The sequence below is a fragment of the Thiorhodococcus minor genome, from assembly GCF_010820565.1.
In the GTDB taxonomy this organism is placed as follows: Bacteria; Pseudomonadota; Gammaproteobacteria; order Chromatiales; family Chromatiaceae; genus Thiorhodococcus; species Thiorhodococcus minor.
Genome location: NZ_JAAIJQ010000015.1, coordinates 1 through 23,976 on the forward strand (window position 1 = coordinate 1; position 23,976 = coordinate 23,976).

At 63.3% G+C, this 23,976-nt stretch carries 18 protein-coding genes and 1 pseudogene; 9 read left to right on the forward strand and 10 right to left on the reverse strand.

Going from position 1 to position 23,976, the window contains the following annotated elements:
- On the forward strand, positions 1 to 1,676 hold a 1,676-nt coding region (locus G3446_RS06835), incomplete at its 5' end, for a BREX system Lon protease-like protein BrxL (protein WP_164452002.1).
- 9 nt (positions 1,677 to 1,685) lie between these two features.
- On the opposite strand, the gene G3446_RS06840 is transcribed toward G3446_RS06835, so the two are convergent.
- A complete protein-coding gene (locus G3446_RS06840; RefSeq protein WP_164452004.1) occupies positions 1,686 to 2,435 on the reverse strand; it encodes a P-loop NTPase family protein in 750 nt (249 codons plus the stop codon).
- A 114-nt stretch (positions 2,436 to 2,549) separates the two neighbouring features.
- Complete coding sequence (locus tag G3446_RS06845) at positions 2,550 to 2,990, reverse strand: hypothetical protein (RefSeq protein ID WP_164452006.1); 441 nt, start codon at positions 2,988 to 2,990, stop codon at positions 2,550 to 2,552.
- Positions 2,991 to 3,597: 607 nt separating this feature from the next.
- On the opposite strand from G3446_RS06845, the gene mobI reads away from it, so the two are divergent.
- From mobI to G3446_RS06875, 6 genes and pseudogenes are all read left to right on the forward strand, one after another.
- A complete protein-coding gene (gene mobI / locus G3446_RS06850; protein ID WP_342450057.1) occupies positions 3,598 to 4,140 on the forward strand; it encodes a conjugative transfer protein MobI(A/C) in 543 nt (180 codons plus the stop codon).
- A gap of 52 nt (positions 4,141 to 4,192) precedes the next feature.
- A pseudogene (locus tag G3446_RS06855) lies at positions 4,193 to 4,465 on the forward strand (transposase); the annotation flags it as partial.
- A 457-nt stretch (positions 4,466 to 4,922) separates the two neighbouring features.
- The gene (locus G3446_RS06860) at positions 4,923 to 6,491 is read left to right on the forward strand and encodes a CHASE2 domain-containing protein (protein WP_164452010.1); all 1,569 of its coding nucleotides are present in this window, start codon (positions 4,923 to 4,925) and stop codon (positions 6,489 to 6,491) included.
- A complete protein-coding gene (locus G3446_RS06865; RefSeq protein ID WP_164452012.1) occupies positions 6,484 to 7,515 on the forward strand; it encodes a hypothetical protein in 1,032 nt (343 codons plus the stop codon). Before G3446_RS06860 ends, G3446_RS06865 begins: the two co-directional genes overlap by 8 nt.
- A 59-nt stretch (positions 7,516 to 7,574) precedes the next feature.
- Positions 7,575 to 9,437, forward strand: a complete 1,863-nt coding sequence (locus tag G3446_RS06870; RefSeq protein ID WP_164452014.1) for a caspase family protein — start codon at positions 7,575 to 7,577, stop codon at positions 9,435 to 9,437.
- Between the two features lie 58 nt (positions 9,438 to 9,495).
- Positions 9,496 to 11,619 (forward strand): caspase family protein, encoded by a 2,124-nt coding sequence (locus G3446_RS06875; protein WP_245232362.1) that lies wholly within the window; start codon positions 9,496 to 9,498, stop codon positions 11,617 to 11,619.
- A gap of 495 nt (positions 11,620 to 12,114) precedes the next feature.
- Here G3446_RS06875 and G3446_RS06880 read toward each other — a convergent pair whose 3' ends face one another.
- The 7 genes from G3446_RS06880 to G3446_RS06910 form a co-directional block, all read right to left on the reverse strand.
- Entirely contained in the window at positions 12,115 to 12,387 is a 273-nt protein-coding gene (locus G3446_RS06880) for a hypothetical protein (protein WP_164452018.1), read from the reverse strand.
- 424 nt (positions 12,388 to 12,811) lie between these two features.
- Positions 12,812 to 16,741, reverse strand: a complete 3,930-nt coding sequence (locus G3446_RS06885) for a conjugal transfer protein TraG N-terminal domain-containing protein (RefSeq protein WP_164452020.1) — start codon at positions 16,739 to 16,741, stop codon at positions 12,812 to 12,814.
- A 53-nt stretch (positions 16,742 to 16,794) separates the two neighbouring features.
- Positions 16,795 to 18,240: a conjugal transfer protein TraH gene (locus G3446_RS06890; protein ID WP_164452022.1), complete on the reverse strand. Its 1,446-nt coding sequence runs from the start codon at positions 18,238 to 18,240 to the stop codon at positions 16,795 to 16,797.
- Between the two features lie 12 nt (positions 18,241 to 18,252).
- Complete coding sequence (locus G3446_RS06895) at positions 18,253 to 19,242, reverse strand: conjugal transfer protein TraF (RefSeq protein ID WP_164452025.1); 990 nt, start codon at positions 19,240 to 19,242, stop codon at positions 18,253 to 18,255.
- Between the two features lie 25 nt (positions 19,243 to 19,267).
- The gene (locus G3446_RS06900; protein WP_164452028.1) at positions 19,268 to 19,669 is read right to left on the reverse strand and encodes a hypothetical protein; all 402 of its coding nucleotides are present in this window, start codon (positions 19,667 to 19,669) and stop codon (positions 19,268 to 19,270) included.
- Positions 19,670 to 19,672: 3 nt separating this feature from the next.
- Positions 19,673 to 20,314 carry an STY4526/YPO1902 family pathogenicity island replication protein gene (locus G3446_RS06905; RefSeq protein WP_245232357.1) on the reverse strand — a complete coding sequence of 214 codons (642 nt, stop codon included), beginning with the start codon at positions 20,312 to 20,314 and terminating at the stop codon, positions 19,673 to 19,675.
- A 222-nt stretch (positions 20,315 to 20,536) separates the two neighbouring features.
- Positions 20,537 to 21,268, reverse strand: coding sequence for an AcaB family transcriptional regulator (locus tag G3446_RS06910; protein ID WP_164452030.1), 732 nt, complete (start codon positions 21,266 to 21,268; stop codon positions 20,537 to 20,539).
- Positions 21,269 to 21,617: 349 nt separating this feature from the next.
- On the opposite strand from G3446_RS06910, the gene G3446_RS06915 reads away from it, so the two are divergent.
- A complete protein-coding gene (locus G3446_RS06915; protein WP_164452032.1) occupies positions 21,618 to 22,196 on the forward strand; it encodes a lytic transglycosylase domain-containing protein in 579 nt (192 codons plus the stop codon).
- Positions 22,197 to 22,245: 49 nt separating this feature from the next.
- Here G3446_RS06915 and G3446_RS06920 read toward each other — a convergent pair whose 3' ends face one another.
- Positions 22,246 to 22,980 carry a phytochelatin synthase family protein gene (locus G3446_RS06920; RefSeq protein ID WP_164452033.1) on the reverse strand — a complete coding sequence of 245 codons (735 nt, stop codon included), beginning with the start codon at positions 22,978 to 22,980 and terminating at the stop codon, positions 22,246 to 22,248.
- 290 nt (positions 22,981 to 23,270) lie between these two features.
- Between G3446_RS06920 and G3446_RS06925 the strand changes: the two genes are divergently transcribed.
- Entirely contained in the window at positions 23,271 to 23,960 is a 690-nt protein-coding gene (locus G3446_RS06925; RefSeq protein WP_342450058.1) for a response regulator, read from the forward strand.
- The last annotated feature ends 16 nt before the right edge of the window (positions 23,961 to 23,976 follow it).

Sequence of the window (23,976 nt, forward strand, 5' to 3'; positions counted from 1 at the left end):
CAGGGCTCCTGCCACTCTTCAGGGCGCTTGATCGCCTACCGAAATACTCGGTTTTGGACCAACCGATGATCAAGGCCAGCCGTGACGAGTGGCTGGATTTGATCATGCGCTCGGTGGGGCTGGAGCCGACGACGCTCTCGCACCGGATCAAGCTGCACTACATCGCGCGCCTGGCACCGCTGGTCGAGCCCAATTACAACTACATCGAGCTGGGGCCGCGCGGGACCGGAAAGTCCTATTTCTTCAGTGAGTTCTCGCCCTATGCAACGCTCATCTCGGGCGGACAGGCGACCAAGGCGACCCTCTTCTACAACAATGCGCGGCGCAAGGTCGGACTGGTCGGCTATTGGGATACGGTGGCCTTCGACGAGGTGGGCGGGATCAAGATCCGCGATCCCGACACCATCCAGATCATGAAGGACTTCATGGCCAACGGCCGCTTCTCGCGCGGTGTCGAGGTCATCGCCGATGCCAGTCTGAGCTTCGTCGGTAACATCGATCTCTCAGTCCAGCAGGTCGTCAACTCTACCGAGTACGACCTTTTTCAGCCGCTGCCTGTCGAGCTGGACCTGGCCGTCATGGACCGCTTCGCGGCCTATATCCCAGGCTGGGAGATGCCGAAGAACAGCAGCGAATTTCTCACCGACCGCTACGGCTTCATCACCGACTACCTGGCCGAGGCCTTCCACTATCAATTCAGCCACACCAATCGCTACGAAGAGGTCAGCAAGCGGATCCGCTTGGGCCAGGCCATTGAGGGGCGCGACGAGAAGGGCATCAAGAAGACGGTCTGCGCCTTCCTGAAGATCCTGCACCCGGACGGTGCGCCAAGCGACACGGAATTCGAGGAGTATGTCGCCTATGCGATCGAATGCCGCCGGCGGGTGAAAGAGCAGATGAACAAGCGCAAGCCTGATGATGAGTTTGCGCGGATCGGTCTGTCCTACTTGCGCTCGGACGATAGCGAGGTGGTGGTCTACTGTCCGGAGTCCAAGGACGCCTTGGCGACTCAGCAGCCAGCACGCCGGCGTTTGGCGAATCGACAAGGCGAGGTTGGGCACGACAGCGGTGCATCAATACCTGGAGATGAGCATAAGGGAGTTGGCGCGCCATCGTCCGCATCGTCTGAAGTCGAAGCTGGGACTTCCAGCAATCCGGCTGGAGAAGGCTCGACTCCAATCGATCCAGGGGTCCTGGAAGGTCCGCAGCCGAGTGAACGACATTTCACCATCCTCTACGACGATACCGGACACACCTATGAGTCGATCATGGGACCCTACTTGAGAGGGGCTAGGGCTGTCGTTATCGAGGAGCCCTATATTCGTGCCCCGCATCAGATCCACAACTTCGTGCGGTTCTGCGAGACCTTGTTGAAGGCCGGCACGATCAAGCAGGTGACGCTGATCACTAGCTACGACGACACGGCCCAGCTCAAGGACGTTGCTGAAAAGCTGGAAGACCTCAAGCAAAGCCTGCTGGAGCTGGATGTGGTGCTCGATGTGCAGCTCAATCCCAACTTGCACGACCGCGAAATTCGTATCGACAACGGGTGGGTCGTCAAGATCGGGCGCGGGCTGGACATCTATCAGAAGCCTAATAGCTGGTTCGAGGTTGGCGCCAACGATCTCAGTCTGCGCAAGTGCCTGGAGACGAAGGTCGATATTTTTCGGGCCTGAGGTGTTCTGTCAGGGCTTCGCCACCTCAAGGATAGGCGGCTCTTGCGACAGTGACCGATCCAATTGCGACCAAAGATCCTGTTTCACCCGTCGGATGCGCATCTGCGGCATCAGCCGAAGACGCTCGATCGCCTCGTCGAAGGTCCAGCGTTGCCGGAGCATCTGCTCGACATCCTGCCCGAAGGTGGCGGCGGGATACTTCGGCAGCGTGATCCACCCGAGGATGCGTTCGTCGAAGTGGCGGAAGAGCTCCAGCTCCGCGACGGTGCGACCGCGATGCTCCAGGGCGCCGAGATGGGCGTTCAGCCAGATCAGTGTCGGCACGCGCGTGTGCTCCAGGACCGCCTTTGTGCTGCTCAGCGTCTCGGCAACATCCGGCCCACCGGCGATGACCGAGTTGATCACCACCCGCACGCCCAACCCTTCCAGGACCGTGAAGAGGTCGTTTTCCACCGCATAGGCCATGAAGGGTTGGAAGCCGTTGCTGCCGACGTCGACGACAAAGTGCGTGGCCGCGTCGGCCGCCGAGAGCATCTCGACGAGGCGATCGAAGGCGCGCGGATTGACGACATGCTCCTCGGCGAGCTTGAGGTAGTCGCAGCGCAACGGCTGGTAGCGGAGCAGTGTCGGGTTGGTGGTGTCGGTATCGATGCACCTCAGCGGAACACCGGCTTCGAGGAGGTACTGCGCCAGGATCGAGGAGACGTAGCTCTTTCCCACGCCGCCCTTGGCCTGGAGGGTGATGTATAGCTGGGACATGCGGGGGCACCTTTGCGGGAGTTTGTCTCATGGTGATTTGGCGGGCAGGGTGCCGTGCGGATTTCCGCGCGCAGCGTATGCCGCTCCTCTGACGATGTTCCTCCGCGCCCCGTTCTAGCTGAGGTCATCGACGTCTGCGGTCGGATCCCATTCGAAGGTCGTGGGCCGGACAGCGCCCGGTTGTTTCGCAGACGGGCTGCTTGGCGTCGACGGCTGTCCGTGCGTGTTGTCGGGCACCGTTGTCTCTGTCGCCACGCCGGGGAACCGCTCCAGCTGATGGCGCCGGCGAGGCAGATCGGTGATGGATCCCAGATCTCGCTTCAGCGCTCGCACGTATCGGCGGAACTGCCGCTCGCTCATCGGCGGATGGAAGCCCAGATCATCGAGCGCGCGGTAGATCTGCGACGCGGAATAGCCTTCCAGGAGGCAGGTTGCGATCAAGCGGCCGTGGACGCAGACGAAGGCGGCGGCCTTTGATTGACGGGCCTGTGCGTCCTCCGCAAGGGCGTTCAGAAATGACGCCGTGTCGGGGAGATCATTTTGGGCGGTCTTCATCGGTCGGCACTCGCAGGCTTGACTGTGGGACGCTTGCTCCGGGTGATCGATCCGCAACCGCGAGGATGCATGAGGGCTGCGTTGTCCTCGGCGATCGCGTCAGGCTTGCCGATCACTTGTCCATCCCGACCGTCAGCGGCCCGGGCGCTGTCCATTCGGCGCCCATCGGGTGTCCGGAGCCTGTCCGAAGCGGCCATGACGCGTCCACGCGCTGTCCGGGAGGCGACCACAGTCCGGTGGCTGTTCAATCCGATCCTATGGAGGGGCCAAGCCCCTGTCCGGGAGAAACGGTCATTCCGCCAATGAACCGTTTCCGTCAGACGGCAGGCACTCTCGTTGCTTAGCCTGTCGGTCCCGATCGCGCTGTCAGTCCCGGCCGGGTCGTATGTGGAGCGACCGCCTCGGGTCGCGGGAAGGTAGCGCAATCGCACGCCGTCAGGGCAACGGGCTTGCGACGGGGGAATAGGGTGGATGCCCCACCCACATCCACCCTAGATACTAGGGTGGAGGAGGGCAGTGGAGTGTCGGGGGAGATGACGGGTCACTGGGTAGCACATCGATGGGTGAGATCCCTTCAACAACGTCTTCGCACTCTGCTGGCGAGCTGGTGGCGGACAACCGCGATGCCTGGCTGCTTCAGCAGATCGATGCGCTCGACACCGAGGTCGAGCAGCGCTGCGCCGTGATTCTGGAGGTGCTGCGAGAGCAAGCGATCGATCTCCAGACCGACTTCACCGAGGCGATGCTGCGCGAGCGCCGTACCAGCCCGCCCAGCGAGCGGGGGCGTATCGGACTGCGGGTCCGGACCGCCACGACCTCGGCGCCGGGCATGTTCCAGATCGAGTGGTATCGGGTCCAGGGTAAGCAGCGCACCAAGTACCTCCGGCGCGGCAAGGACAAGCACGGCCGGCCGCGCATGGCGTACAGCCTCGCCAGCTTCGGTCGGATCACGACCTGGGAAGAGGCCCTGATCCGCGAATACGAGCCACAATGCGCGCGGCTACGGGCGTTGCTCCACCACATCGGTCAGCTCCGCCGATCGACGCATCCGATCCTGCGGGAGTATCAAGAACTGCTGGCACTCAGGGAGACGGCTGAGCCGTCAACGGGCCCAACGGACATCCTGCCGTCCGCGACGCGACTCGACTGATCCACCGTGCCAAGGTGTCTTCGGTCGCAGGGTCGATCACCATCAGCTCGCTAAGAAACTGCGCAAGATCTGGGTCGATGGCGGGTACAGCGGAAAATTGCTCGAATGGGCCGCCGAGCGTTTTCAATTCGTCCTGTCGGTGGTCTTGCGTCCTAAGGAAAGCCGCCGGTTTGTGCTGCTGCCGCGTCGCTGGGTCGTCGAGCGAACCTTTGCTTGGCTCAACCTGTCACGACGCCTCAGCAAGGACTACGAGCGCCTGATGTCGAGCAGCGAAACCTGGATTTATCTGGCGATGATCAAGCTGATGGCCAACCGACTAGCCTGACACAGAGGTTTCCAAACAGCTTCTGACTGACGGCGTCGTCCGAGTAGCGGGGAGTCGCCCGTGGCGGCTAACCGGAACGATTCGGCTATGGACGGTCACTCGTGCCCTTCGCATACTGCGTTGATTGCTTCCTCAAGGCGGACACGGCGCTTTTTGTGAAGAAGCAAAGAAACTATACTCAGATCGTGACTCGGATGGATCGTCATTGATTTCTGCTACCCACCGCGAAGCAGCCGTCTGCACCTCGCTGTCGCGGCTATCAACGCTCTATAGCGTCGTGCATCTGGATCCCACCCAAGCAACAATGTTACGGCGTGATGAGTTGATCGCTGGCCACTGCCGCACATAGCAGCGGCGAAGGAGTATTCGGTTTGACCGCCTTGAGTATCGCGCGGAAAGGATCGCATGATCCCCATCGCACGTTCCCCATCAGAATCTGGCCACGCAGGAGCACACTATGCGCCGCGTTCTCACGCTTGTCTGGCTAGGGGTGCTGCTTCGCAAGCTTGTCGGTTTAGTCAAGCGCGGTGCTTACTGGCTGTCGCGCGATCTCCCAGCCGCAGTCAAGCGGCTGCGCGTCTCTAGCCTCGACCGTCTGAGCGCCTTTCAAGTCCACCTCGTCGGTAATTTGTTGCTTGGACTCACCATCGCGGTCCTGTTGCATCTGGTCCACGAGAGTGCCTATCTGGCGCAGGTGGAAGACCTGGCGATGGACTGGGCCACGCTCATGCACCGCGGCACCACACCAGGCGGCGATCCCCGACCCATCGCCTTCATCGACATCGATGAGACAAGCTATCGCGCTTGGGGTGAGCCTCTGCTGACACCACGCGATAAGCTCGCGGCGCTGATCAAGCATGCCATTGGGGGCGATGCCGCGGTGGTGATCGTGGACATTGATCTGAGCCGTCCGGATGGGGAGAACGGTCGGGCTCTTGAGCAGGTGCTGGAGTCCTATGCAGACCCGAGTGCGCGCGGGGCCGAGCTCCCTCCGCTCGTTCTAGTTCGCACGCTCCGCGGTCAACTGCCCGAGCATGCCGGCCTCTTGCCTTCGGAGCGCGAGACGCTCCTGGACTCCTTGGTTGATACCGCACCTGGAATCTATTGGGCTACTGCGATCTTCGACCTCGACTTGGATGGCCGGGTTCGCCGCTGGCGGCTGTGGCAAGCCGCCTGCGATGCAGAAGGGACTCCTGTGGTTTATCCCTCACTGCAACTACAGGCCAAGGCCCTGCTCGACGGCGATGATGAGCAAAAAAGGCAGCTGGCCGATGCGCTGCAGGCACTGACCCCGCAGAGCTGCGCGCCCAGTCGTCAGCCGGACGACGCGCCTGAAGCGATTGGTGCTGAAGCCAGGGAGGTGAATCCTCATGGAGTCCGGCCGACACCCTCTCGGGATATGCAACGCCGCGGCGGAATGTCGATCGCGCTCGGCGACGACATCATCGACCTGCAGCCCCACAAAGCCGCACGGCGCATCCTTTATCGCATCCCCTGGAAACTAGGCAACGATGAAGCGCGACCCGTTGTGCAGCTGGATGGTCACCAGGTCCCCTTCTTGTCCGTGCGCTCAGCAACGACCATTGCCGACGCCGTCGGCCCCCTAGACGCGAGCTGGTTGGCGGGGCACCTCGTGATCATTGGTGCCAGTCACCTTGACAGCCGTGACCTCTATCAGACACCAGTCGGTCGAATGCCAGGTGCCCTGATCGTAGCGAATGCCATCACGTCGCTGGACGAGCATGGCGAGCTGCGCACCCCAAGCCTGCTGGAGACGCTATTGATCGAGGCCGTCTTGATCCTGGCCATGAGCCTGCTGTTCGCCCGATTCGACTCCTTCTGGGGCAGCCTGCTGTCCGGTGCTATCGTGATCGGTCTCCTGCTGCCGCTCAGTCTTTGGCTGTTCGACTCCGGCTATTGGCTGAGCTTCGCGCTTCCGCTGCTCGCGATACAGCTCCACCAGATGGCGGGGGAGCTCAAAGTGGTCGCCAGCTCTTGTCTTGAAAGGGAGTGCAAACATGACTGACCGAAGCCTCCATCGGCTGCAGTCCGCGTTATACGCCAAATCGACTTCGGCCGGACGCGTCCGGAGCAGCGTGAGGCGTCCTGAGCGCGGCCGTCTGCCACCACTTCTCGCTGTTGTCGCCTGGATACTTCTGGCCGCCGGTTTGGCCATGGCCGATGAGGCCGTCGTCGCGACTCGCGCAGGCTGGATCGATAGCTTCGAGGGTCCGGCAAAAGGTTACGCCGTGATCCGGGTCGGCCAGGAGCTTCCAGTCCGTTACCTGATGCCGCTTGAGCAAGGTGACCTGGTAGAGGTACGCGCCGCAGACGGACGGATCAGGATTCGTCTGGGTGAAGGCAAAGAGATCTCGCTGAGCCACGCGCGGTCGCGCTTTACTGTGCCCGCACCGGCGGCCCCCCCGACGACGTGGGGAAATCTCGTGCGTTGGGCTGGCGACTGGCTCACGGCGCTGCACTCCGACGCTGCGCCAACGCGGACGATCACGGCTGCCAGCCGAGGCGAGACCGACATACCGCTGTCGAGCGGGCTCTTGTCGAGCGAGCGGGTTGGCTGGCCCGCTGGCCAGCGCCCCATCACGCTCGCCTGGAACGGCGGTCAGCCGCCATTCCAGGTTACCGTGGTGGCAACGGCAGATCCGGCCAAGGAGCCAGTGCTGAAGGAGATCGGCATCCGCCAACGCATTCATCGCACGGCGCCCGTCATGTTAGAGCCTGCCGAGTACCTCCTCGTGATCGCCGACGCCGCGGGCTATGCTTGGCGCACCCTGGTTATCGCTGGCGCCGAGGAGGCGGTGCCGAAGCCGCCGGCCGGATCCATCCCCGACGACCTGCCGCCGGAGGTGCGGACCACCGTCGAAGCCGCTTGGCTTGCCTGTCAGGACGGGGGGCAACCGTGGCGCCTGACCGCCTATCAGCAGGTCGCCGATCTGGGGGACTACCCGCCAGCGGCGCTGCTGCGCCGCGCCTTGGTTGAGGACGCCAAACTGCCAGCGAGTGCCAAGGCCGGCGATTTGACATCTCCATGAGAAGCCTCGGCTTCACACACAGAAAGTCCCGCGCCGTCAACCAACTCCGGATGAGCCCCATGAACCGCTTACGTTGCACCATCCTGGCACACGTACTGGCTATCACCCTGGTATCGGCCAATACCTCCGCAAGTGACGAAGCCGCGCAAGTCTACGCGCCAGGAAACAAATTCGCCCTGGTTATCGGCAATTCCCGCTACCGTAGCTTGCCCCTCGAGAACCCGGCCAATGATGCTCAAGCGATTGCCGCTTCACTGGAGAACGTCGGGTTTTCCGTTACTCATCGCGAGAACCTCGAACGCGCAGAAATGATGCGGGAGATCACGATGTTTGGCTCAAAGCTCGAAGAAGGCGACATCGGCGTCTACTATTACGCCGGGCATGCTGTTCAATATAACGGCGAGAACTTCCTTTTGCCCATCGGTTCCATTCGGGAAGTCAAGACCGCCGCTGACTTACAGCGCACAGCCGTTAGCATGCAGCACATTCTCGATAGCATGGCATACAACGGCGGGTCTGCAAACGTCCTTGTCTTAGATTCATGCAGAAGCTCGCCATTCACACAGCTCGCAGACATTCAATCCGGCTTATCACGGGGGCAAGGCGTCCGCAAAGCAGAGTCAGCGGGAGGGGGCTCGACAGCGCCGACGGAGAGTTCAGCAAGCGCTCAGAGAAGCGTGGTGAGATTTAACAGGGAGCAACGGCTGCAAGAATCTGCTGGGGGCGTTCTCATCGCATATGCCACGTCTCCGAACAATGTCGCTCTCGACGGCGACGGAGACAATAGTCCATATACGCGGGCATTGCTGCGCCATTTAGAGACGCCAAATACAACGCTCGAAGATATCCTTAAGCGGACCAGGAATGATGTCGTTCGAGATACCGAGGGGGCGCAGACACCCTGGTATGAATCTTCGATCGAGAAAGAAGTGTTTCCTTCAGGAAAGGGTACTATTGAGTTCGCAGCCCTCCTTAAACACTTTGTTGAGTACAAGGAAGACTACGAGCGCAAGAATAACTTGAGTATCGGTTGGAATAGAGGCTCCGAGAGAGGATTTCCAATTGCTTGGGCTCATAAGGACGTGTTGAGTCCGAGCCATGCCAACTACACGAAGTCGCTTCCCGATGAGTTCCAGTATTCCGACTCACTTTTGCTCACGGCAAACGAGAAGGCAAGGAAAAGGTTTGGTGTGTCTCTCCTGCGTGCGGGTAAGGTGGTTCTCACGAACAAGGGTATCCCGACAGGGTGGAGGCTTGAGGAAAGGGATACGCCCGTGGCATGGAAGATCGTTCTCGGGGGTTCGCGATGCTGTCCACGTGTCATTCAAATTGCCGTCAGCGCAGTCGTCGAAAAGCCGAGGATTCCCGGAGAGCATATAGTTTATTCGAAAAGGTTATGCGATGGCGTTGGAGGCGGCGACGGTTATGAAGTCAACATCTATAAGCTCAAAATGCCAGATGCCAGGCCGGTATGGGTCACTACCAATCTACACAAGGGCGGGAATGACCCAACGACAGACATCGCGTACCACGTCTTTTTTGGCGAGCCAAACACAGAAGAATTATCTTTACTTCTTGAAGAATGCCGGGAGCTGAATCAGATCAAACGCCAACTAGAGCTAAGTCAGTTATTTGAACAAGGAGACTGGCAAGATGTGCCGGGAACGGAATGGGAAGGCATATCGGATTCCATCGAGATGAACGGCATCAGCAAAAGAGGTGAGCGATACACGTTCGATGCGCTGTCGGGAATGCAATATTCTCGAATCGAGCTTGACTGTAGCGACAGAAATTATCGAGTCTTACGCGAGCATGCAAGCAACGACGATGGGGGTATTTTCTTTGAGCCCGTCGAGAATGCGACCTGGCAGGACTCCAGTGAAAACGTGATGCACTATTATGCGCGAATGCTCTGTGATTAGCGTTTTCACTCCAGGGTTAGCGCAACGTCGGCCGCTTCCAATGCTCCGTCTTGTCTGGATGGGGCACGCTGTAGTCCTGCTGGCCCTGTTAGCGACAGGACCACTTGCGTACGCCGGGCAACATGCCCTCTTAATCGGGATCTCAGACTATGCTCGAGCAGGATTGACGCCGCTGCCAGGGGCGTTGACGGACGTCGCCATGATGCGAGACGTGCTCCACGATCGGCTTGGCTTCCGGCCGGAGGAGATCAAAGTGCTGACCGACGAAGAGGCCACACATGCAGGGATTCGGCGAGCTTTCGCTGGGCTCGCCGAGCGCGTCGCGCCCGGGGATTTCGTTTACATCCACTATTCCGGACACGGTTCGCTTCTCGCAGACCAGAGCGGCGAGGGCGAGCGCGGCGGGCAGGATCAAACGTGGGTGCCTTACGGTGCGCGTACTTCGTTCGCGGTGGGCTTGAATCGATACGACATTCTGGACGATGAGATCAACGCCTGGCTCGCGCCAATCGTTGGGAAAGCCAGTGCGCTGGTCTACGTGGCAGACGCTTGCCATTCAGCAACGAACACCCGTGGGGAACACGCACTGGTTGCCAGGGCGGCCCCGTCGGCCGCGCAGGCGGATCATCCCTTTGCGCGCTCCAAGCGGGAGTCGACCACGCTCGCCAACGCAGTGCTGATCGGCTCGGCACGGGACGATGAGAGCGCAAGCGAGGTCGCTATCGACCAGGGCCATGACCTGGCGGGTGCCCCCACCACGGACTCGAGCACGAAACTCCAGGCCGGGGTCTTCACCTACCAGTGGGAACGCGCGGTACGGGAAGCGCAGCCCGGCGATACCTGGCGACATCTCTTCGACCGCACGGCCATTCGCATCGCCGCCCAACACCACTTGCGTCAACGGCCACAACTCACCGGCACAGCCGCAGATCGCCCGGTATTGGGCGGCGAAGTGAGCAAGCAAGCGGTGGTTCCCGTCGCCGGGGTCGAAGGACAAGCGGTGTCGCTGAAGGCTGGGCGTCTGTCGGGAATCACGATTGGAAGCGTCTTCAGCACGCAGGACCCCGCTGACTCCGTGCGGGTGCGTATCACCGAAGCCGGTGCAGGTTGGAGCAAAGGCACGCTCGAGCAAGGGAGACTCGCTACGGGCGACTTTCTTGTAGAACGCGAGCACGCCTATGAAACCGCGCCACTGCGTGTGGCTACTCTACCTCCGGAGAGCGACGGGGATGCTTTGCTCTTGAGGCGTGCCTTCTCCCGCGTGACGACTCTGCCCGGCTTTGTGCCCGCCACAAAAGACGAGGAGGCAGATCTCTTTGTCGTCGTGTTGAGGCCTCTGCGCAGCAACGGCGGTCTTCAACATGCGGTCGGCGCGTCGGGACGCGACAGTCTGCCAATTCAGGATCCGCAGGCGGCACCGCAGCTCTGGGTTCTGGATCGTGGCGAACGTCTGATTCATGACGACATGGCCATTGACCTCGGGCCGGAGTCCGAGGCATTCGCAACCTTGGCTGCGAACCTGACGCGCTATCGTCGTTTGGTCGAGCTCAAGCGCTTGGCATCCGAAGACCAGGCCGCCAGCGATCTGGGCCTCGCGGTGATTCATTTCGCCCCGTGCAAGCCGGGCAGCACTGGTTGCGAGCCCATCGATAGCGACGGTCACTATGTGTCACGCGTGCCTGGCACGTCCGCATGGACTGTACTTCAACGCGATTCCGGATTGCCAAAGAATACTGTCGCCAGCTTTGAGCTTCACAATCCTGGACTCCGAGATCGTTATGCTTATCTGTTCGAACTGGCGCCAAATGGCTGCATTAACTTAATCTTCCCCAGTCGAGACCTACCCAGGGACATCGCCCGCCTGATTGGGGGCCAACGCTTGGATCTGAGCCAACCGCCCATTGAGACTGGCGTGATTATGGACACCGTCGGCGACGCATCCCTGGTGCTGTTGTCGACACAGATGCCGATCCAGGCGGAGCTACTTGCCCAGACGTGCTATCGGGGAAGCATGTCGGTCGTCGCGAGATGGGGCATGAATCCACTCGAAGCGCTCTTACTGTCTGCCGTGCAAGGAAGCGGCCAGCGAAGCGCCTTCACCTTCAGCGTCGGCACCTGGGGCGGAACCGTGATCGACTACCGCGTTGTCGCGCGGGACACACCACCATCTTTTTCGGATTGATCGCCGCAAGACTTTCCCTGAATGCGATCTCGGCTCCAAGCTGTTGAGCTTTTCGTGCACTGCCTTGATCGAGGCGGGGATCGCCGTGCGTGCCCCTTGATAGGCGGCATGCACCGAGGGCTGCTGACGCGTCACCACCTGCAGCATCAGCTCGAACAGCGTCGAGAACAACACCCTCCGGGTTTATTGGTCTTGGGCGACCGCATCGAACCACGCGTCGAGCTGCTCTGGGCGGAAACTGCGCTCGAGCACCGCGCGGGCCATGTTCGGGATGGGGAAGTTCTCGGCGAAACGCTCCAACAGCGGGTCAGCATAACGATCAAGGTCCGGTCGTTAACAAAGGGGCCAGACTATAGGGCGATTGGCGCCAGATGCCGATGCGGCAGTGACCAAGCCGCCCAGGCTGCCAGGATCGCCCTGCGTGCACCTTATGTGACCTGCAAAGCCATGGTTGAGCGTCGCATATCGGATCGATAGAACGGGTGGCTGCTTAATTCAGGAGCGACTGGGATGGGTGTCGTCCTCCTCGGGAAGGCGCGTAATGATCTCAAGCAGATCGTTGTTGTCACGATCCAGTAAGTACTCCTCGGTATCTCGATCGAAGTCGTCGCGCCAGTAGCTGAATGCCTTGCTCTGACCCTGTGGGGACTCGTCGGCGATCTGGATCGGACTCGAACTTGTGACGGGTTCTCCGTTTCTGAAGATAAAGAACAGAGCCGTCAGAAGCAGCCCCACAGGACCGGCCACGAACAGAGAGAGGACGATCATCAGTACGTGGCTCGGTTTCCAGGAGCCGCGCGAATGGACTCTACGCATATGCACCCCTCAGGGCGAGCGACTCAGATGTCGTGCAGTCTGTAAGGATACTGCACAGAATGCTATCTGCAGGAAATCGCAGCGACTGGTGCGGGGGCACCGGGTGCGAGCTCTCAGTCCACGCTGATTTCTGCTGAGACAGCGTGCACCAACCGTTCTGCTGAGCCAGCGCTAGCCACGGCATTGACGGACTGTGCGGCCGGTTGAGATAGGCTAAGGTGCTGGTATTGAAGAGATTGTCCGTCTTTCCGTAGTGATCGCGACCTGCACCAGTATTTGCTGACTCGGGATCGGTTTATCGGGATCGGCGCGCAGTCGGACGGCCCGTCAAGTCCTGCGGAATGGAATCCGTGAAGGGTTACTGGGAGCCTGCGAGTTATTGCAGAGGCGCTTGCGCGGCTGACCTGGTCACGGAGTCGTTGCTGGCGACTGAGCGACCGCCACGCCTAATGATCGCAAGCGTTTCCATCACCTGCGCGTAGTCGATCTGAGTCGCGTTGCCTCCAACGCCGTCGTGGAAGCTGAGATTCGAGGCATCTTTCGGCAGCCCGGCCCAGATCTGCGAGAGGTTGTAGGCGAAGCTGTCGTCGTCGAGGCGTCCCGCGGCCCAATCATTGATGCCTGCGTCGCGAGCGAGCGTCAGTGCGAGGCGGTCCTGAAAGGCAGGCGTGAAGGGCTCAGAGCCACTGATCCGCAGGCGCTGCTTTAGATCGGCGAGGGTGTCGGCAAGAAACTGATAGCGCCCGATCGCGGAGCCGCCATTTCCGTGCGCGAGCAGCTCGTCCTGTAAAGCCTGTACTTCGGCGAGGGTCAGCGTCGACAGGATCACCTGGTCTTGGTCGGCGTGGCGGTACCAGGCGTTGTAGTTTCCATGTGATTCTGGCGCAGCGATCAGGTCCAAGACCTGTCCCAGCGGGCCAGCGGTCACGCTCAGGTGTCGGAGTGGGAGCCCACCGAGCTGCGCGGCGGCGGGGAGGCTAGCGTTTTTTTTTCCGCCGTCGCCTGTGGCGGATGACGAGGACGGAAGGGTCAAGGCAGGTGGCGGGTCAAGGCGCTCTCCCAGGTGCCCGATCGGTGGAGCCGGCTCGGCTGTTTCGACGATTTGCTGCGTCTGGTTGTACGCGCCGATCAGTCGCAGGTCACTGTCATCGCGCGCCGTGACCGCGCGCTCGATCAAGGTGGCGATCTGCTCGCCGGTTGCGACCGAAGGGGCTTCTTCGATCACGGCGGCGTGCGCGACCTGCTGGGCCTCACTCGGCGCGAAGGCGAAGAGGCTGGTTTGTGATGCGGTCCGGTAGAGTTCGGTCTGCGCGGCCGTCAGCCCATAGCCCGCCACCTTGGCGAGGCGTGCCTCGACCATCGTCTCGCGGGCACGCGTCCAACCTTGCTCGCCTCCTGCCGCGGCTTCACCGGCCGCTCGGGCGGTATCCCATCCGGAGCCGTTTACAAGCGCATGGCCATAGGCCAAAGCGGCTTGCGCGTTCGCGGACGCCTGACCTGCCAGGCCCATGGCTCCTGCCTGGGCGAGGGCGCCCGACTCGCCGAGCTGGAGCATCAGTCCACCGACGTGCTCTTGGACGGTGCGAGCGATGGGTGCCGGCAACTGCACACGTTGGTCGATGGTCTCCAAGAGTTCGGCTTGCCGCTCTGCCCGCAGCTGGTTGGTTCGGATCGTCCCTTGGTCCGCGACCGATTGGCGGGCTCCAGCCGCGAAGGTTTCCACCTGCTCCGGTCCGGTCATCACGCGGGCGATGGTCCCATCCGCCTCGACGCGCAACGTCCTCAACGCGGAAGCCACCTGGTCACGGTTGTCCTGCACGCCAGCGGTGGCGACCTCCATCCGCTCGTCGCCCAGCGCTGGGGTCGCGTCGGCTAGGGTGGCATTGACCTGCGGGTCGACCCCCGCGGGAATGCTCACCCCGAGCAGGCTCGAATAGATGCCCATTGCCGCCGTTTCCGCCTGCTGGCTCTCCGCCGCTGTCATGGTCTCGGTACGCCCACCACCGTAGAAGCCGAGAAGCAGCCCCATCCCGGCGATGGCGCGGGCCTGCATGGGCTCACCTACGGCACCGCCTGCGAGCAGTCCGTCGGCTTGGCGCGCGACATCGCCCGCGAGGCCGAAACGGTCGATGGCGTGCTCCAGTCGGCTCATCGCCGCGGGTTGTCGGAGCAGCATCGCGGAGGTCTCGATGGCACTGAAGCTAGCGTCTGTGCCAACCGAGCGGGCGAGCGTCGCCGCTTGCTCGTACGAGCGCCCGGTGCTCAGGACGTTCTGGGCGCTGCGGCTGAGTTGGGTCGTTTCGCTATGTGTGAGTCCTTGACTGTAGGTCTCTCCGTGGCTACGGCTGATGTCAGCGGCCAAGCCTTCGTTGAAGGCAGCTTTCAGTTGCTGATCTCTCGTGACTTTCTTGGCGACGGCTTGAGCGATCTCCGCCGCCTGGCTGTCCGATACGTCGTACTGCTGCCGGATGTGGCCCGTGAGGTCGCCCGCCAGTCCGGTCCGCGTCGCGCCGGCCATGACGCCTTTCAGGCCCGCACTGAGCAGCGTGCCGAGGCCTTCTTTGCTGATGCCCGTTTCCGCGAAACGCCGCGAGAGGTCTTCGGCGCTCATCATCGCCGAGGCGTCCGCTTGACTATAGGACGCATCGAACTTCTGCCCCAGCGCATACTGTGTCGCCGTCTGCTGATTCGCCGTTGCCGACTGTGCGAAGGCCTGCCCGAAGGTGCTCTGGAAGCTTTCCTGCGCCTGCTCGGCACTGACTTCCGCCGAACGCAGTGTCGCTTGTGCCGACTGCCCGGCCTTGAACGACCAGACCATCCCCTGAGCCCCGGGAGCGTGGGTGCCACCGAGCGCCGTGGTCTGCATCAGCGGTCCGACGGTGCTGGCCGCACTCGGCTGCACCACATCCGGGGCGGTCAGCCGCTCATTGACGTGATCGCCACTCTGCAGCCGACCAGCTAAATGGGTCGCCGTGATGGCGGTGCCATAGATGAGCATGAGACTGATCGCCGGGGTCGATGCGATCAGCAGGCCGGCGGTCGCCAGATAGCTCTGCAGCAGCAGGTCGCTCTCATAGAGCGCGCGGAAGGAGGGCAGCACGGCGCTGTTCTGATCGGCGAGCGCCTCGAAGGCCCGCTGGGCGGTGAGGATCAGATAGAGGTTGGAGACCGCCAGGACCGGCATCCACAGCTGAATCCAGAGCCCGAACAGCAGATACTTGCCGACCATCCGCACCCCGATCGGTCCTAAGCCGATCACGAAGGCCATGAAGGGGCCGATGGCGAAGATGAAGCCCTCGAAGTAGACCATCATCGGCTTCATGATGGCGACGAAGAGGTTCTGCTCGGTCGCCCATTGGCTGTTGCGCTGCTGGATGGCCTGACTGGTCTGAGTCGCCGCCGCCTGATCGCCGAGGTTGCGGTAGTGCTGCACCACCCCCTTCTCGAACATCGGCAGCAGCGCGGCCATCACCATGTACTGCTGGGCATCGACCGCGTCGCGCGAGAGGGCGGTGAGGGCGCCATTCACACGGGTGTCCACCGCAGTCGCCGCGGTCCCGAGCTTCGCGGCCAGCGCTTGCCGGAACTTAGGCAGGAACTGGCTATTCGTATAGCTGCGCAGCCGGCTGTAGGCGTCCACGCAGGGCAGGAGCTCGCGCGTCGTGCCCAGCTGGATCTCGGTCGTCCCGGTGACGATCGGCGTCTGGAGCGCCGCATCTATGTCCGTGGCCTTCAGGATCGCATCCATGCTCGCTCCATTGATCTGGCGGTCCACGCCATAGAGCACGCAGTCGGCCACATAGTTGATCCAGGACTGCTCGACGTCCGCGCCCTCGGTCGGGCTGTTGGCGTCCCCCGTGGTCAGGCGTGAGAGCGCGGTCTTGCGCACCGTCGCCAGCACTTGCAGCGCATCGACATAGCCGTGCTCCGTCATGGTTGGCGTCGTGAAGACCTGCTCGAACAGCCGCGTCACCCCATAGCCCAGATTCGACACCGCCGACCCCACGACCGCCGGACCCAGTGGAACGTTATCCACCACCCGCGCCGAGCCCGAGTAGGCCCCCTCGATGGTCACCGAGACCGTCGGCACGAACAGCAGGGCATAAAGCAGGAAGGACACCAGCAGCCCCTGAAAGCGGATGCCCTGCGCCCCCAGGGTCAGCCCCTGGAAGGCGATGATCAGCACCCCGATCAGGAAGCCGATGGCGACGAACTGGAGGAAGTCCGCCGAGCTGAACAGCATGGCCACCGCATTGAGGACCTGCTGGAGGAAGACCGGATCGCCGATCGAGTAGATGGTCCACATCTCAACGGGCTCCCGACGCGAGCACCCATCGGCCCAATCGGCGGAAGGCGCTCTCACTCATGGCCCGCCTCCGCATCGCCCTGGCCCTCGGTCGCCTGCATCACGTCCAGATAGCTGGGCGCCTTATAGAGCGCGAGCAGGTTGCGGTAGCTCTCGAGCAGCTCGTTGGGATTGCCGTAGCGCGCGGCGAGGGTGTCGTACTCGGTCCAGATGTCCTCGCGCACCGCCGCCAGGTGCTGCATCAGCGCCGTCGCGTGGGTGTGCTGCAGGGTGCCGCTCGCCAGACGCACGCTGCTCAGCATGTCGCGCACCAGGACCTGGACGAGCTCGATGGCGATGATGGGCGCGGCGCGCTCGGCGAAGGCCAGGGCCATCCCCGGCTCCTGGCGGGCGAGGGTGCGGATGGCGCCACCCAGGCCCCAGGGCGCCTGCTCCATGAAGCCTTGCTCCTCGGCCGAGAGGGTCTCGATCCCGAGCTTGAACTTCTGCACCAGACCGGCGTCCCCGGTATCGCCGATCAGCAGGGCGCGCACGCGCGGGATGAGTCCTTCCAGAGCCACTTGTTCCTGCGTCGGCTCGCGACACTCCGAGAGTGATGCGCAGCGCCAGACGACGACCTTCTGTAGGTCACCGTCGCCGCTGCCATAGAGCAGGTCGCTCACGGTGAGGGTGGCTTCCAGGTAGGTCGTCGGCAGACTCTTGCCCCCATCGTCACTGGTCTCGAGTCCGCCATCCGCCGAGCCGACGATGAGACTCCCGGTGAGACTCATCAGCGCCTCGAGCAGGGCCTTGTCCCCATGGCTGTACCAGCTCTGCACCGAATGAGCGGTCAGCGCCTTCCACACCAGATTGCCCTCGAACTGCTTGCTCGCGGCGGCCGGGACCTGCTCGTAGACGGTCTCCAGCGGCCCCTTGCCGGTCACCGTCGAGCGGTTCTCGAAGACGTCGCCGATCTCGTAGAGGTCGGCCATGAGGCTCGCCTCGCCGTAACGCTTGCCCGTGAGCGCTGAAGCGGCATCGTTCACCAGTCCCTGGGCGAGCTGACAGGAGTTGGCCGAGAGGGCATTGATCTGGGCGACCTTCTTCTGCAGCTGCTCGATGATCTCCGCCGCCGAAGGTGCCATGGTGGTCAGCGCCAACTGGAAGGCATAGCCCGCCGCGTTGGAGGCGATCGAGCGCAGCAGGTTGGTGAACTGCTCGACGTTGATGAAGGAGAAAGAGCCGCCGAAGAGGTCGATGCCGCCGCAGCCGGCCTCGTAGGAGGGCGGGACGATGGAGATCGGATGCACGTTGGTGATGCGGTTGCGCGAGACGATCGAGCCGCCGGAGAGGACGCCACGGCGCTGTCCCAGATGTGCCGAGGGGTCGGTGACATTGACCAGGGTGCCGAAGAGGCTGTTCATCTCGTCGCTCAGGTCGGCGTGGGCGGGGAGGGTGGTGCAGAGGGCGATCGCCAAGGGCAGCGTCGGCCAAGGCCGGTGAGGACGATGAGTCGGCATTGGACGCCTCGCTTAGGGCAAGTTCAGCGGATCGGTGTGAAGAGGCGTGGCCGCCGGGATGGCGCCGCGCGCATGCGCGCGCAGCACTGCGAGGAAGGCGGCTGGATCCTCCGGCACCTCCGCCGGGAGCGCGCCGGGCGAATCCAGCGACAGCGCCGCGACCAGCGGGCGGGTTCGCGCAAAGCTGTCCGCATCGATCCAGCCCGCCTCATGCGCGGCGACCAGGATGCGCTGCTCAAGGTCCGTCAGTGACAGCAGCCCCTGGGCGAGGGGGACGATCCCGTCAGGCGGCCGCACCAGGAAGAGCGCCGGCGTGGAGATGACCCCGAGCCGTCGCGCCTGTCCGGCATCGGGGCGGAAGTCGGGGAAGATCCCGCCGGACAGCGGCCGGCCATCGAGCGCGATCGCCTGGATGGTGAAGCCCTGCCGTTTTGTGAGGAGCCGCAGCACCGGCGCCTGAGCCGCGCAATAGGGACAGTCCGAGCGGTAGAAGAGCCAGATCCCGGCCTCCCTGGCCAGACTCTGGAGCACCTGATCGCGCTGCTCGCCGGCCACGCGATTGAGCAGGTTGGCATAGTTGCCGACCGGCCGGCGGGTGGTCTCGTCGAGATAGGGATCGCTCTGGACGACTCGCTGAAAGGTCTCGGTGAAGCGCGACGCCTTGTCGAGGGCGAGCTTCTGCAGATAGAGGTAGAGGGCGACCCGGGTCGGGCTGGGGTCGTCGATCGCCTGGAGCCGGTAATCCTCGAGGTGCGCGCGTAGCCAGGCCGCTGAGAGCGGGGCAGGCTCGGTCAGGTCCGGAGCGCTGACTGACGGCGCGATCGGCGGTGGGGAGGCGGGTGTCGCCGCCTGCTCCGGCTCCGGCTCGCGTGGTCTGGGGGGCGTGAGCTGCGGCTGGCGCTGATACCAGAACCAGCCTTCCGCGCGACGCTGGTAAAAGCCGGTCGGCTCGGCCGCAGTCGCCAGCGGTGGCTGAGCCGCCAGCAGGAGGGCGATGAGCATCGCTCCCGACCGGCCGGGAAGGCCATCAGGCCTGGCGTCGAACATGCTCGCGCGTCGCCTTGTGCTGGCGCCGGGATTGGCGCAGCGGCGTCGCATGCGCGGCGATCTGCGCGGGCGTGGAGAGCGTCACCGGGTACCAATGGGGCCGCTTGTAGGCATGGTGGCGGCGCTTGGCGATCGGCAGCCGGAGCATCTGCCCATCGATGAGATAGACCAGCGGACTGCAGGCGACGAAGGCGATCTGGCCGCGGCGCTGCAGGCGATTCAGCGCCGCGATGCCCGCGTCCGAGACGCCCTGCCAGAGCACCACCCGGTCATTCAGGGTGCAGGCGTGCGGGCCTGCAAAGCCCTCGATGCGCTGACACAGCTCGATGAAGGACACCCCACCACCAACGCCTTCGATGAGCGCGCGAATCGCCTGCTCCATGCGCTAGCCGCTTCGCCCGTCCGGCCAGGGAAGGGACAGGGACCGGCTACCGGATGCGGCGCTGCGCAACCGCACGGAAGCGGTGGCCTCGAGTGCCTCGCGGTCGCGCTCCTCGCGCAGGCTGAGCGCGCGGCAGACCTGGCGGACACTCACCTTGGCCGCCAGGGCGGTCTCCAGATAGCGCTCGGGCAAGTCCAGATCGGCGAGGCGGTCCCAATGCGCGAGGATGCTCTCCTCTTCGGTCAGGCTGGGATTGGGCGGACGACCACCATTGGGGAACTCCTCATCCAGGCGAAGAATGCAGCGCTGACTGCGATACTGCTGCGGAATCCAGCCGTAGAGCCGGCTCATCAGGTGTCGCGGCGCCCCGTGCACCAGGAGGCGATGCTGAATCTCCTGGCTGCGCTTGTAGTCATCGACCCGGCGCAGCGCCAGGTTGAGCTGGGCATGGTCGATCTGGACCTCGATCCGGATGAAGTGCGGGCTCAATGTCGTCAAGACCTGAAAGTCCAGGAGCGTCAGTGCTTCCAGGGCGCGAATCTCATCCCAATCGAGCCCAAGGCGAAGCGCGCAATCATAGTCGGCCTCGTGGAATTGTTGGGTCATCCTCTGCAGAATGAGGACCGTGAGCTCTTGGTTCTCCATTGAAGCCTCTTTGCCTGCTTGATCGGTGCGCCATCCATCGATTGCCATCGTTTGAAGCGCCGCTTGTCGAATACAGCGGATCGAATCATAAGCGCCTCGAATCATATCGGGATGGGCGGCAAGACTCGCCCATGAACGGTTAATGACTCATTTACCGTTTCCGATGACGTCATTCAGGTCTTTGATGCCGGGGATGCGCGGGTGAGGAGCGGATCTGGAATGTCACTCCGCGTCCGGGTCACCATCTGTCTCGTCCGCGGATGGATCCTCATCGGTCGCGGTCACGACCTCGCGGGCGGCGTTGTCGACGGCCTCGCTCTGGCCACGGCGTTTCGCCTCATCGTAGGCATAGCGATGCAGCTCGATGAAGCTCTGGGCCGCGCGTCCGAGCTGGTTGCGCCAGCGGATCCCGATCTCCGTGCGCGCCTTGCTGGAGAGCAGGCCCGAGAGCCAGAGGGTGTCGATGGCGATCATCAGCTGATCGACCTCCAGGATCAGATGGGTGTAGGCGCCGATATGCGGCGAGGCGATTTGCACCTTGAGATCGACCGGATGGGTGTAGCGCGGCCGAGCCTTCAGCAAATCGTGCCGCTCGAGCTCGAGCTGCAGGCGCTCGCGCTCCGCCACCAGGGCCTCACTGAGCGCCTCGAGTCGCTGGGTGATCACCCGCTCGAACTGATCGGCCTCCTCGTCGGTCGCAACGATCCGCAGGATGACGTCGATGCCGTAGAGGGCCGTCATGGTGGGGCGGAACTGGCGGAGGCTGACGAGCCGTCGCGCATACTCGCTGTGAATGCGGATCTGCCGGTCGAACACCGGCCGACTGTGGCGGTAAGCGCGGGCGGAGCGGCCTGATCCGGCCACCTTGTCCGCGGCAGGCGGCTGACCGGGATCGACGGCCGGGGGCTGAGGCGGCGCCGCAGGTGTCGTTGCTTCGCTGGGTTCGATAGCCATCGTGGAAGGCTCCTCCGGGCTGAGTGGCGATTGGCGGCGTCTTTTTGCCGTGGCGATCCGGTCATTCGGCGGTCGATGAAGCACACGCCATTGGATCTTGTGCATGCGCGCTCCGCGACGCAATGAAGAACGGTTAATCCAAGGTGACCGTTGATGGGAATGAACGGTTTTTGAGCCAATGACCGTTCATGCGCTCAGGCAGTGAGGCGAATGGATACACTCACGCATGGATTCCGCCGCTGTTTGTTAAACGAACGGACGAGCTTCGATGCGCGTGCTCAATGCTCTATTCACTCTGCTATGCGTCCTCTGCTTCTCCACAACCCTGACGGCAAACGATCACCCCGCAATGCGTCTGGTCGCTGCCGCATCGGCTTCGCAAGCCATCCCCACATCGCTCGCAGCGACTGCCAGGAGCACCCCGGCGCCAACGGTAGCCGCCACATCGACGCGCTTCCTGGAGGGCACGCTCTGGGCGGCGATCGCACGTCGTCACGGCCTGGACCCCTACCTGCTGTACGCCGTCGCACTGCAAGAGACGCGTCACCGTGCGGGACCCCATACCTCGGCACCCTGGCCTTACGCGCTGCGTGGACCGAAAGGGGCGCAGTTTCCCGGCTCCCGCCAGGCCGCAGAGCGCGCATTGCGCCAGCTCATGACGCGTCATCGCCGCCAGGCGATCGATGTCGGTCTCATGCAGATCAACCTGTACTGGCATGGCGACAAGGTTGCGGATCCCGTCCAGTTGTTGGATGCCTGCACCAATCTCGAGATCGCCGCGGAGATCCTCGCCGAGGCCATCCGATCCGCGCCGGGCGACCGCGAGCTGGGGGTGGGGCGGTATCACCACTGGAAGGATCCAGCCATCGCGCGTGCGTACGGGCGCCGGGTCCTGCGCATGGTGCGGGCGATGATGGCGCCTGAATGAGCCGAACTGGCGACAGCGGGATTGTCCGGCGCCAGTCGACCCGAAGTCGCTAGTCAGCATCGCTTGGCTTGGCGTCGATCTGGATCAATCCCCGCTGACGTCCGGTGACGGGATCCTCGGTGCGCATTGCGGCGGCTAGCAACGCGGTCGGCACGAGCTGCATCCCGAACCCGGGTGTGACATCGAGCAGCAGCACCCGATCGCTTGCGGGGTCATAGCCGCCGATCGGCGAGAAATGACCGAGAGCGACGCCATGGATCGGCGCGCGGTCGAAGTTGACGATCAGCCGACGTCCCGGGGTGCTCAGCGATCGCAGCAGGGTGCGCAGGTCCTGCTCGCTCAGATCCCGTCGCACCTGCACGTGCCCGATGCCTGTTGCCTTCGCAAGGGCCGCCACCTCATCGAGTGTCATCCCCGTTGCCAGCATCCGCAGCCACGCCAGGGTGTCGCCCTGGAAGAGGTCGCGCTCGCGCGCGACGGGTCGGTTCAGTGAGGCAAGGACGTTGCGCAGGCTGGCCGGCCCGCAGGAAGACCACAGCGCCTGCGTTCTGAAGTCCCGCAGGAAGCGCTGAGCCAGCGGGGCTTGCTGGAGCTGGACCAAGGCGGCGCCGTCGGTCATCACTCCGCTCGCGAAGCGCTCGGGTTGCGGCGCAACCAGCGCGCGTCCGTACCACATGAGGCCCGCGAGCATGCCGAGCAGCAGGACGCCGCTGAGCGCCCACCGCAGCGCGCGACGACGCCTGTGTGCTGGCTGATCCGATGCCGAGGTGTTCGCTTGGCTCATCAGGGTTCTCTCCAGTCAGGACGCTCTCTCGAATCTGGGATCGGGGTTTGGGCGTCACCCTATCCAGCTGTACCGGGCCTGCCTAGGCGTCTTTGACGCCCCTTGCCGCGGGCATGGCGAAAACTGGCGTCTTTGACGCCTTGTGACCGTGGCGTGCATCGCTATGCTCACCGAAACGACGTCACGATCAGGCTAAATCCATGACAAACCAAAGGATTGAGTGCCCAGAGCGCCAGTCTCGCCGCCCGTTTCGATCGGCTGCTAACGCGCACGCAACGCTGTCGGATGCGGTGAACGGAGATCGGCTGTCACCCATTCGCGTCCTGATTGCGGAGGACGAGGCGCTGCTGCGAACAGCCGTCGCCGAGCTGCTACCGCAGGTGGCCGGCTCGATGGTGCAGGTCGTCAGCAGCTGTGCGACCCGCGTGGAGATGCTGCGTGATACCCGGGCCCTGCAGCCGGACGTCGTGCTCCTGGATCTGCGGATGCCGGATCGCGACGGCGTCCTCTGCACGTTGGGTGGGGCGGAGACCATCGCTGCGCTCCAGCGTCAATGGGCTGCGGTACGGGTCATCTGTCTCAGCGTCCATGCCGAGCCCGACCGCGTGCGCGCTTGCCTTGACGCCGGAGCGGCGGGTTATCTCGGAAAAGGCGTCTTGCCGGAGGAGCTGTGGCGGGCCGTTCGGACGGTCGCCCTGGGTGGACGCTATGTCGAGCCGATGCTTCAGGCGCGGCTCGCCATGCAGAGCGCCGGCGCTGACGCCGAGGCCGAGGTCCGCACGCAGCTCCTGGCGGGGCGGCGCGGCGACGTCCTGCGCCTCCTGCTCGAGGGCTATTCGCCGACCGAGATCGCCGCGACGCTTCCCATCACCAAGAAATACGTCGACAAGAAGATCGCGGAGATCAAGGCACTGCTTGGCGTCGAGACGCCCATCCGGATCTATCGGCTGTGTCGCGCGCTCGGCATCGTTGACGACTAGCCAGGACGGGCACGTC

Excerpts from the sequence above, each read along its gene's own strand:
- G3446_RS06885 (WP_164452020.1), bottom strand. The coding sequence starts at position 16,741 with ATGTGGACCATCTACTCGATCGGCGATCCGGTCTTCCTCCAGCAGGTC.
- G3446_RS06860 (WP_164452010.1), top strand. The coding sequence starts at position 4,923 with ATGCGCCGCGTTCTCACGCTTGTCTGGCTAGGGGTGCTGCTTCGCAAG.
- G3446_RS06880 (WP_164452018.1), bottom strand. The coding sequence starts at position 12,387 with ATGATCGTCCTCTCTCTGTTCGTGGCCGGTCCTGTGGGGCTGCTTCTG.
- G3446_RS06895 (WP_164452025.1), bottom strand. The coding sequence starts at position 19,242 with ATGCTCATCGCCCTCCTGCTGGCGGCTCAGCCACCGCTGGCGACTGCG.
- G3446_RS06915 (WP_164452032.1), top strand. The coding sequence starts at position 21,618 with ATGCGTCTGGTCGCTGCCGCATCGGCTTCGCAAGCCATCCCCACATCG.
- G3446_RS06875 (WP_245232362.1), top strand. The coding sequence starts at position 9,496 with ATGGGGCACGCTGTAGTCCTGCTGGCCCTGTTAGCGACAGGACCACTT.
- G3446_RS06905 (WP_245232357.1), bottom strand. The coding sequence starts at position 20,314 with ATGGAGAACCAAGAGCTCACGGTCCTCATTCTGCAGAGGATGACCCAA.
- G3446_RS06840 (WP_164452004.1), bottom strand. The coding sequence starts at position 2,435 with ATGTCCCAGCTATACATCACCCTCCAGGCCAAGGGCGGCGTGGGAAAG.
- G3446_RS06920 (WP_164452033.1), bottom strand. The coding sequence starts at position 22,980 with ATGAGCCAAGCGAACACCTCGGCATCGGATCAGCCAGCACACAGGCGT.
- G3446_RS06910 (WP_164452030.1), bottom strand. The coding sequence starts at position 21,268 with ATGGCTATCGAACCCAGCGAAGCAACGACACCTGCGGCGCCGCCTCAG.
- G3446_RS06870 (WP_164452014.1), top strand. The coding sequence starts at position 7,575 with ATGAACCGCTTACGTTGCACCATCCTGGCACACGTACTGGCTATCACC.
- G3446_RS06865 (WP_164452012.1), top strand. The coding sequence starts at position 6,484 with ATGACTGACCGAAGCCTCCATCGGCTGCAGTCCGCGTTATACGCCAAA.
- G3446_RS06845 (WP_164452006.1), bottom strand. The coding sequence starts at position 2,990 with ATGAAGACCGCCCAAAATGATCTCCCCGACACGGCGTCATTTCTGAAC.
- G3446_RS06900 (WP_164452028.1), bottom strand. The coding sequence starts at position 19,669 with ATGGAGCAGGCGATTCGCGCGCTCATCGAAGGCGTTGGTGGTGGGGTG.
- G3446_RS06890 (WP_164452022.1), bottom strand. The coding sequence starts at position 18,240 with ATGCCGACTCATCGTCCTCACCGGCCTTGGCCGACGCTGCCCTTGGCG.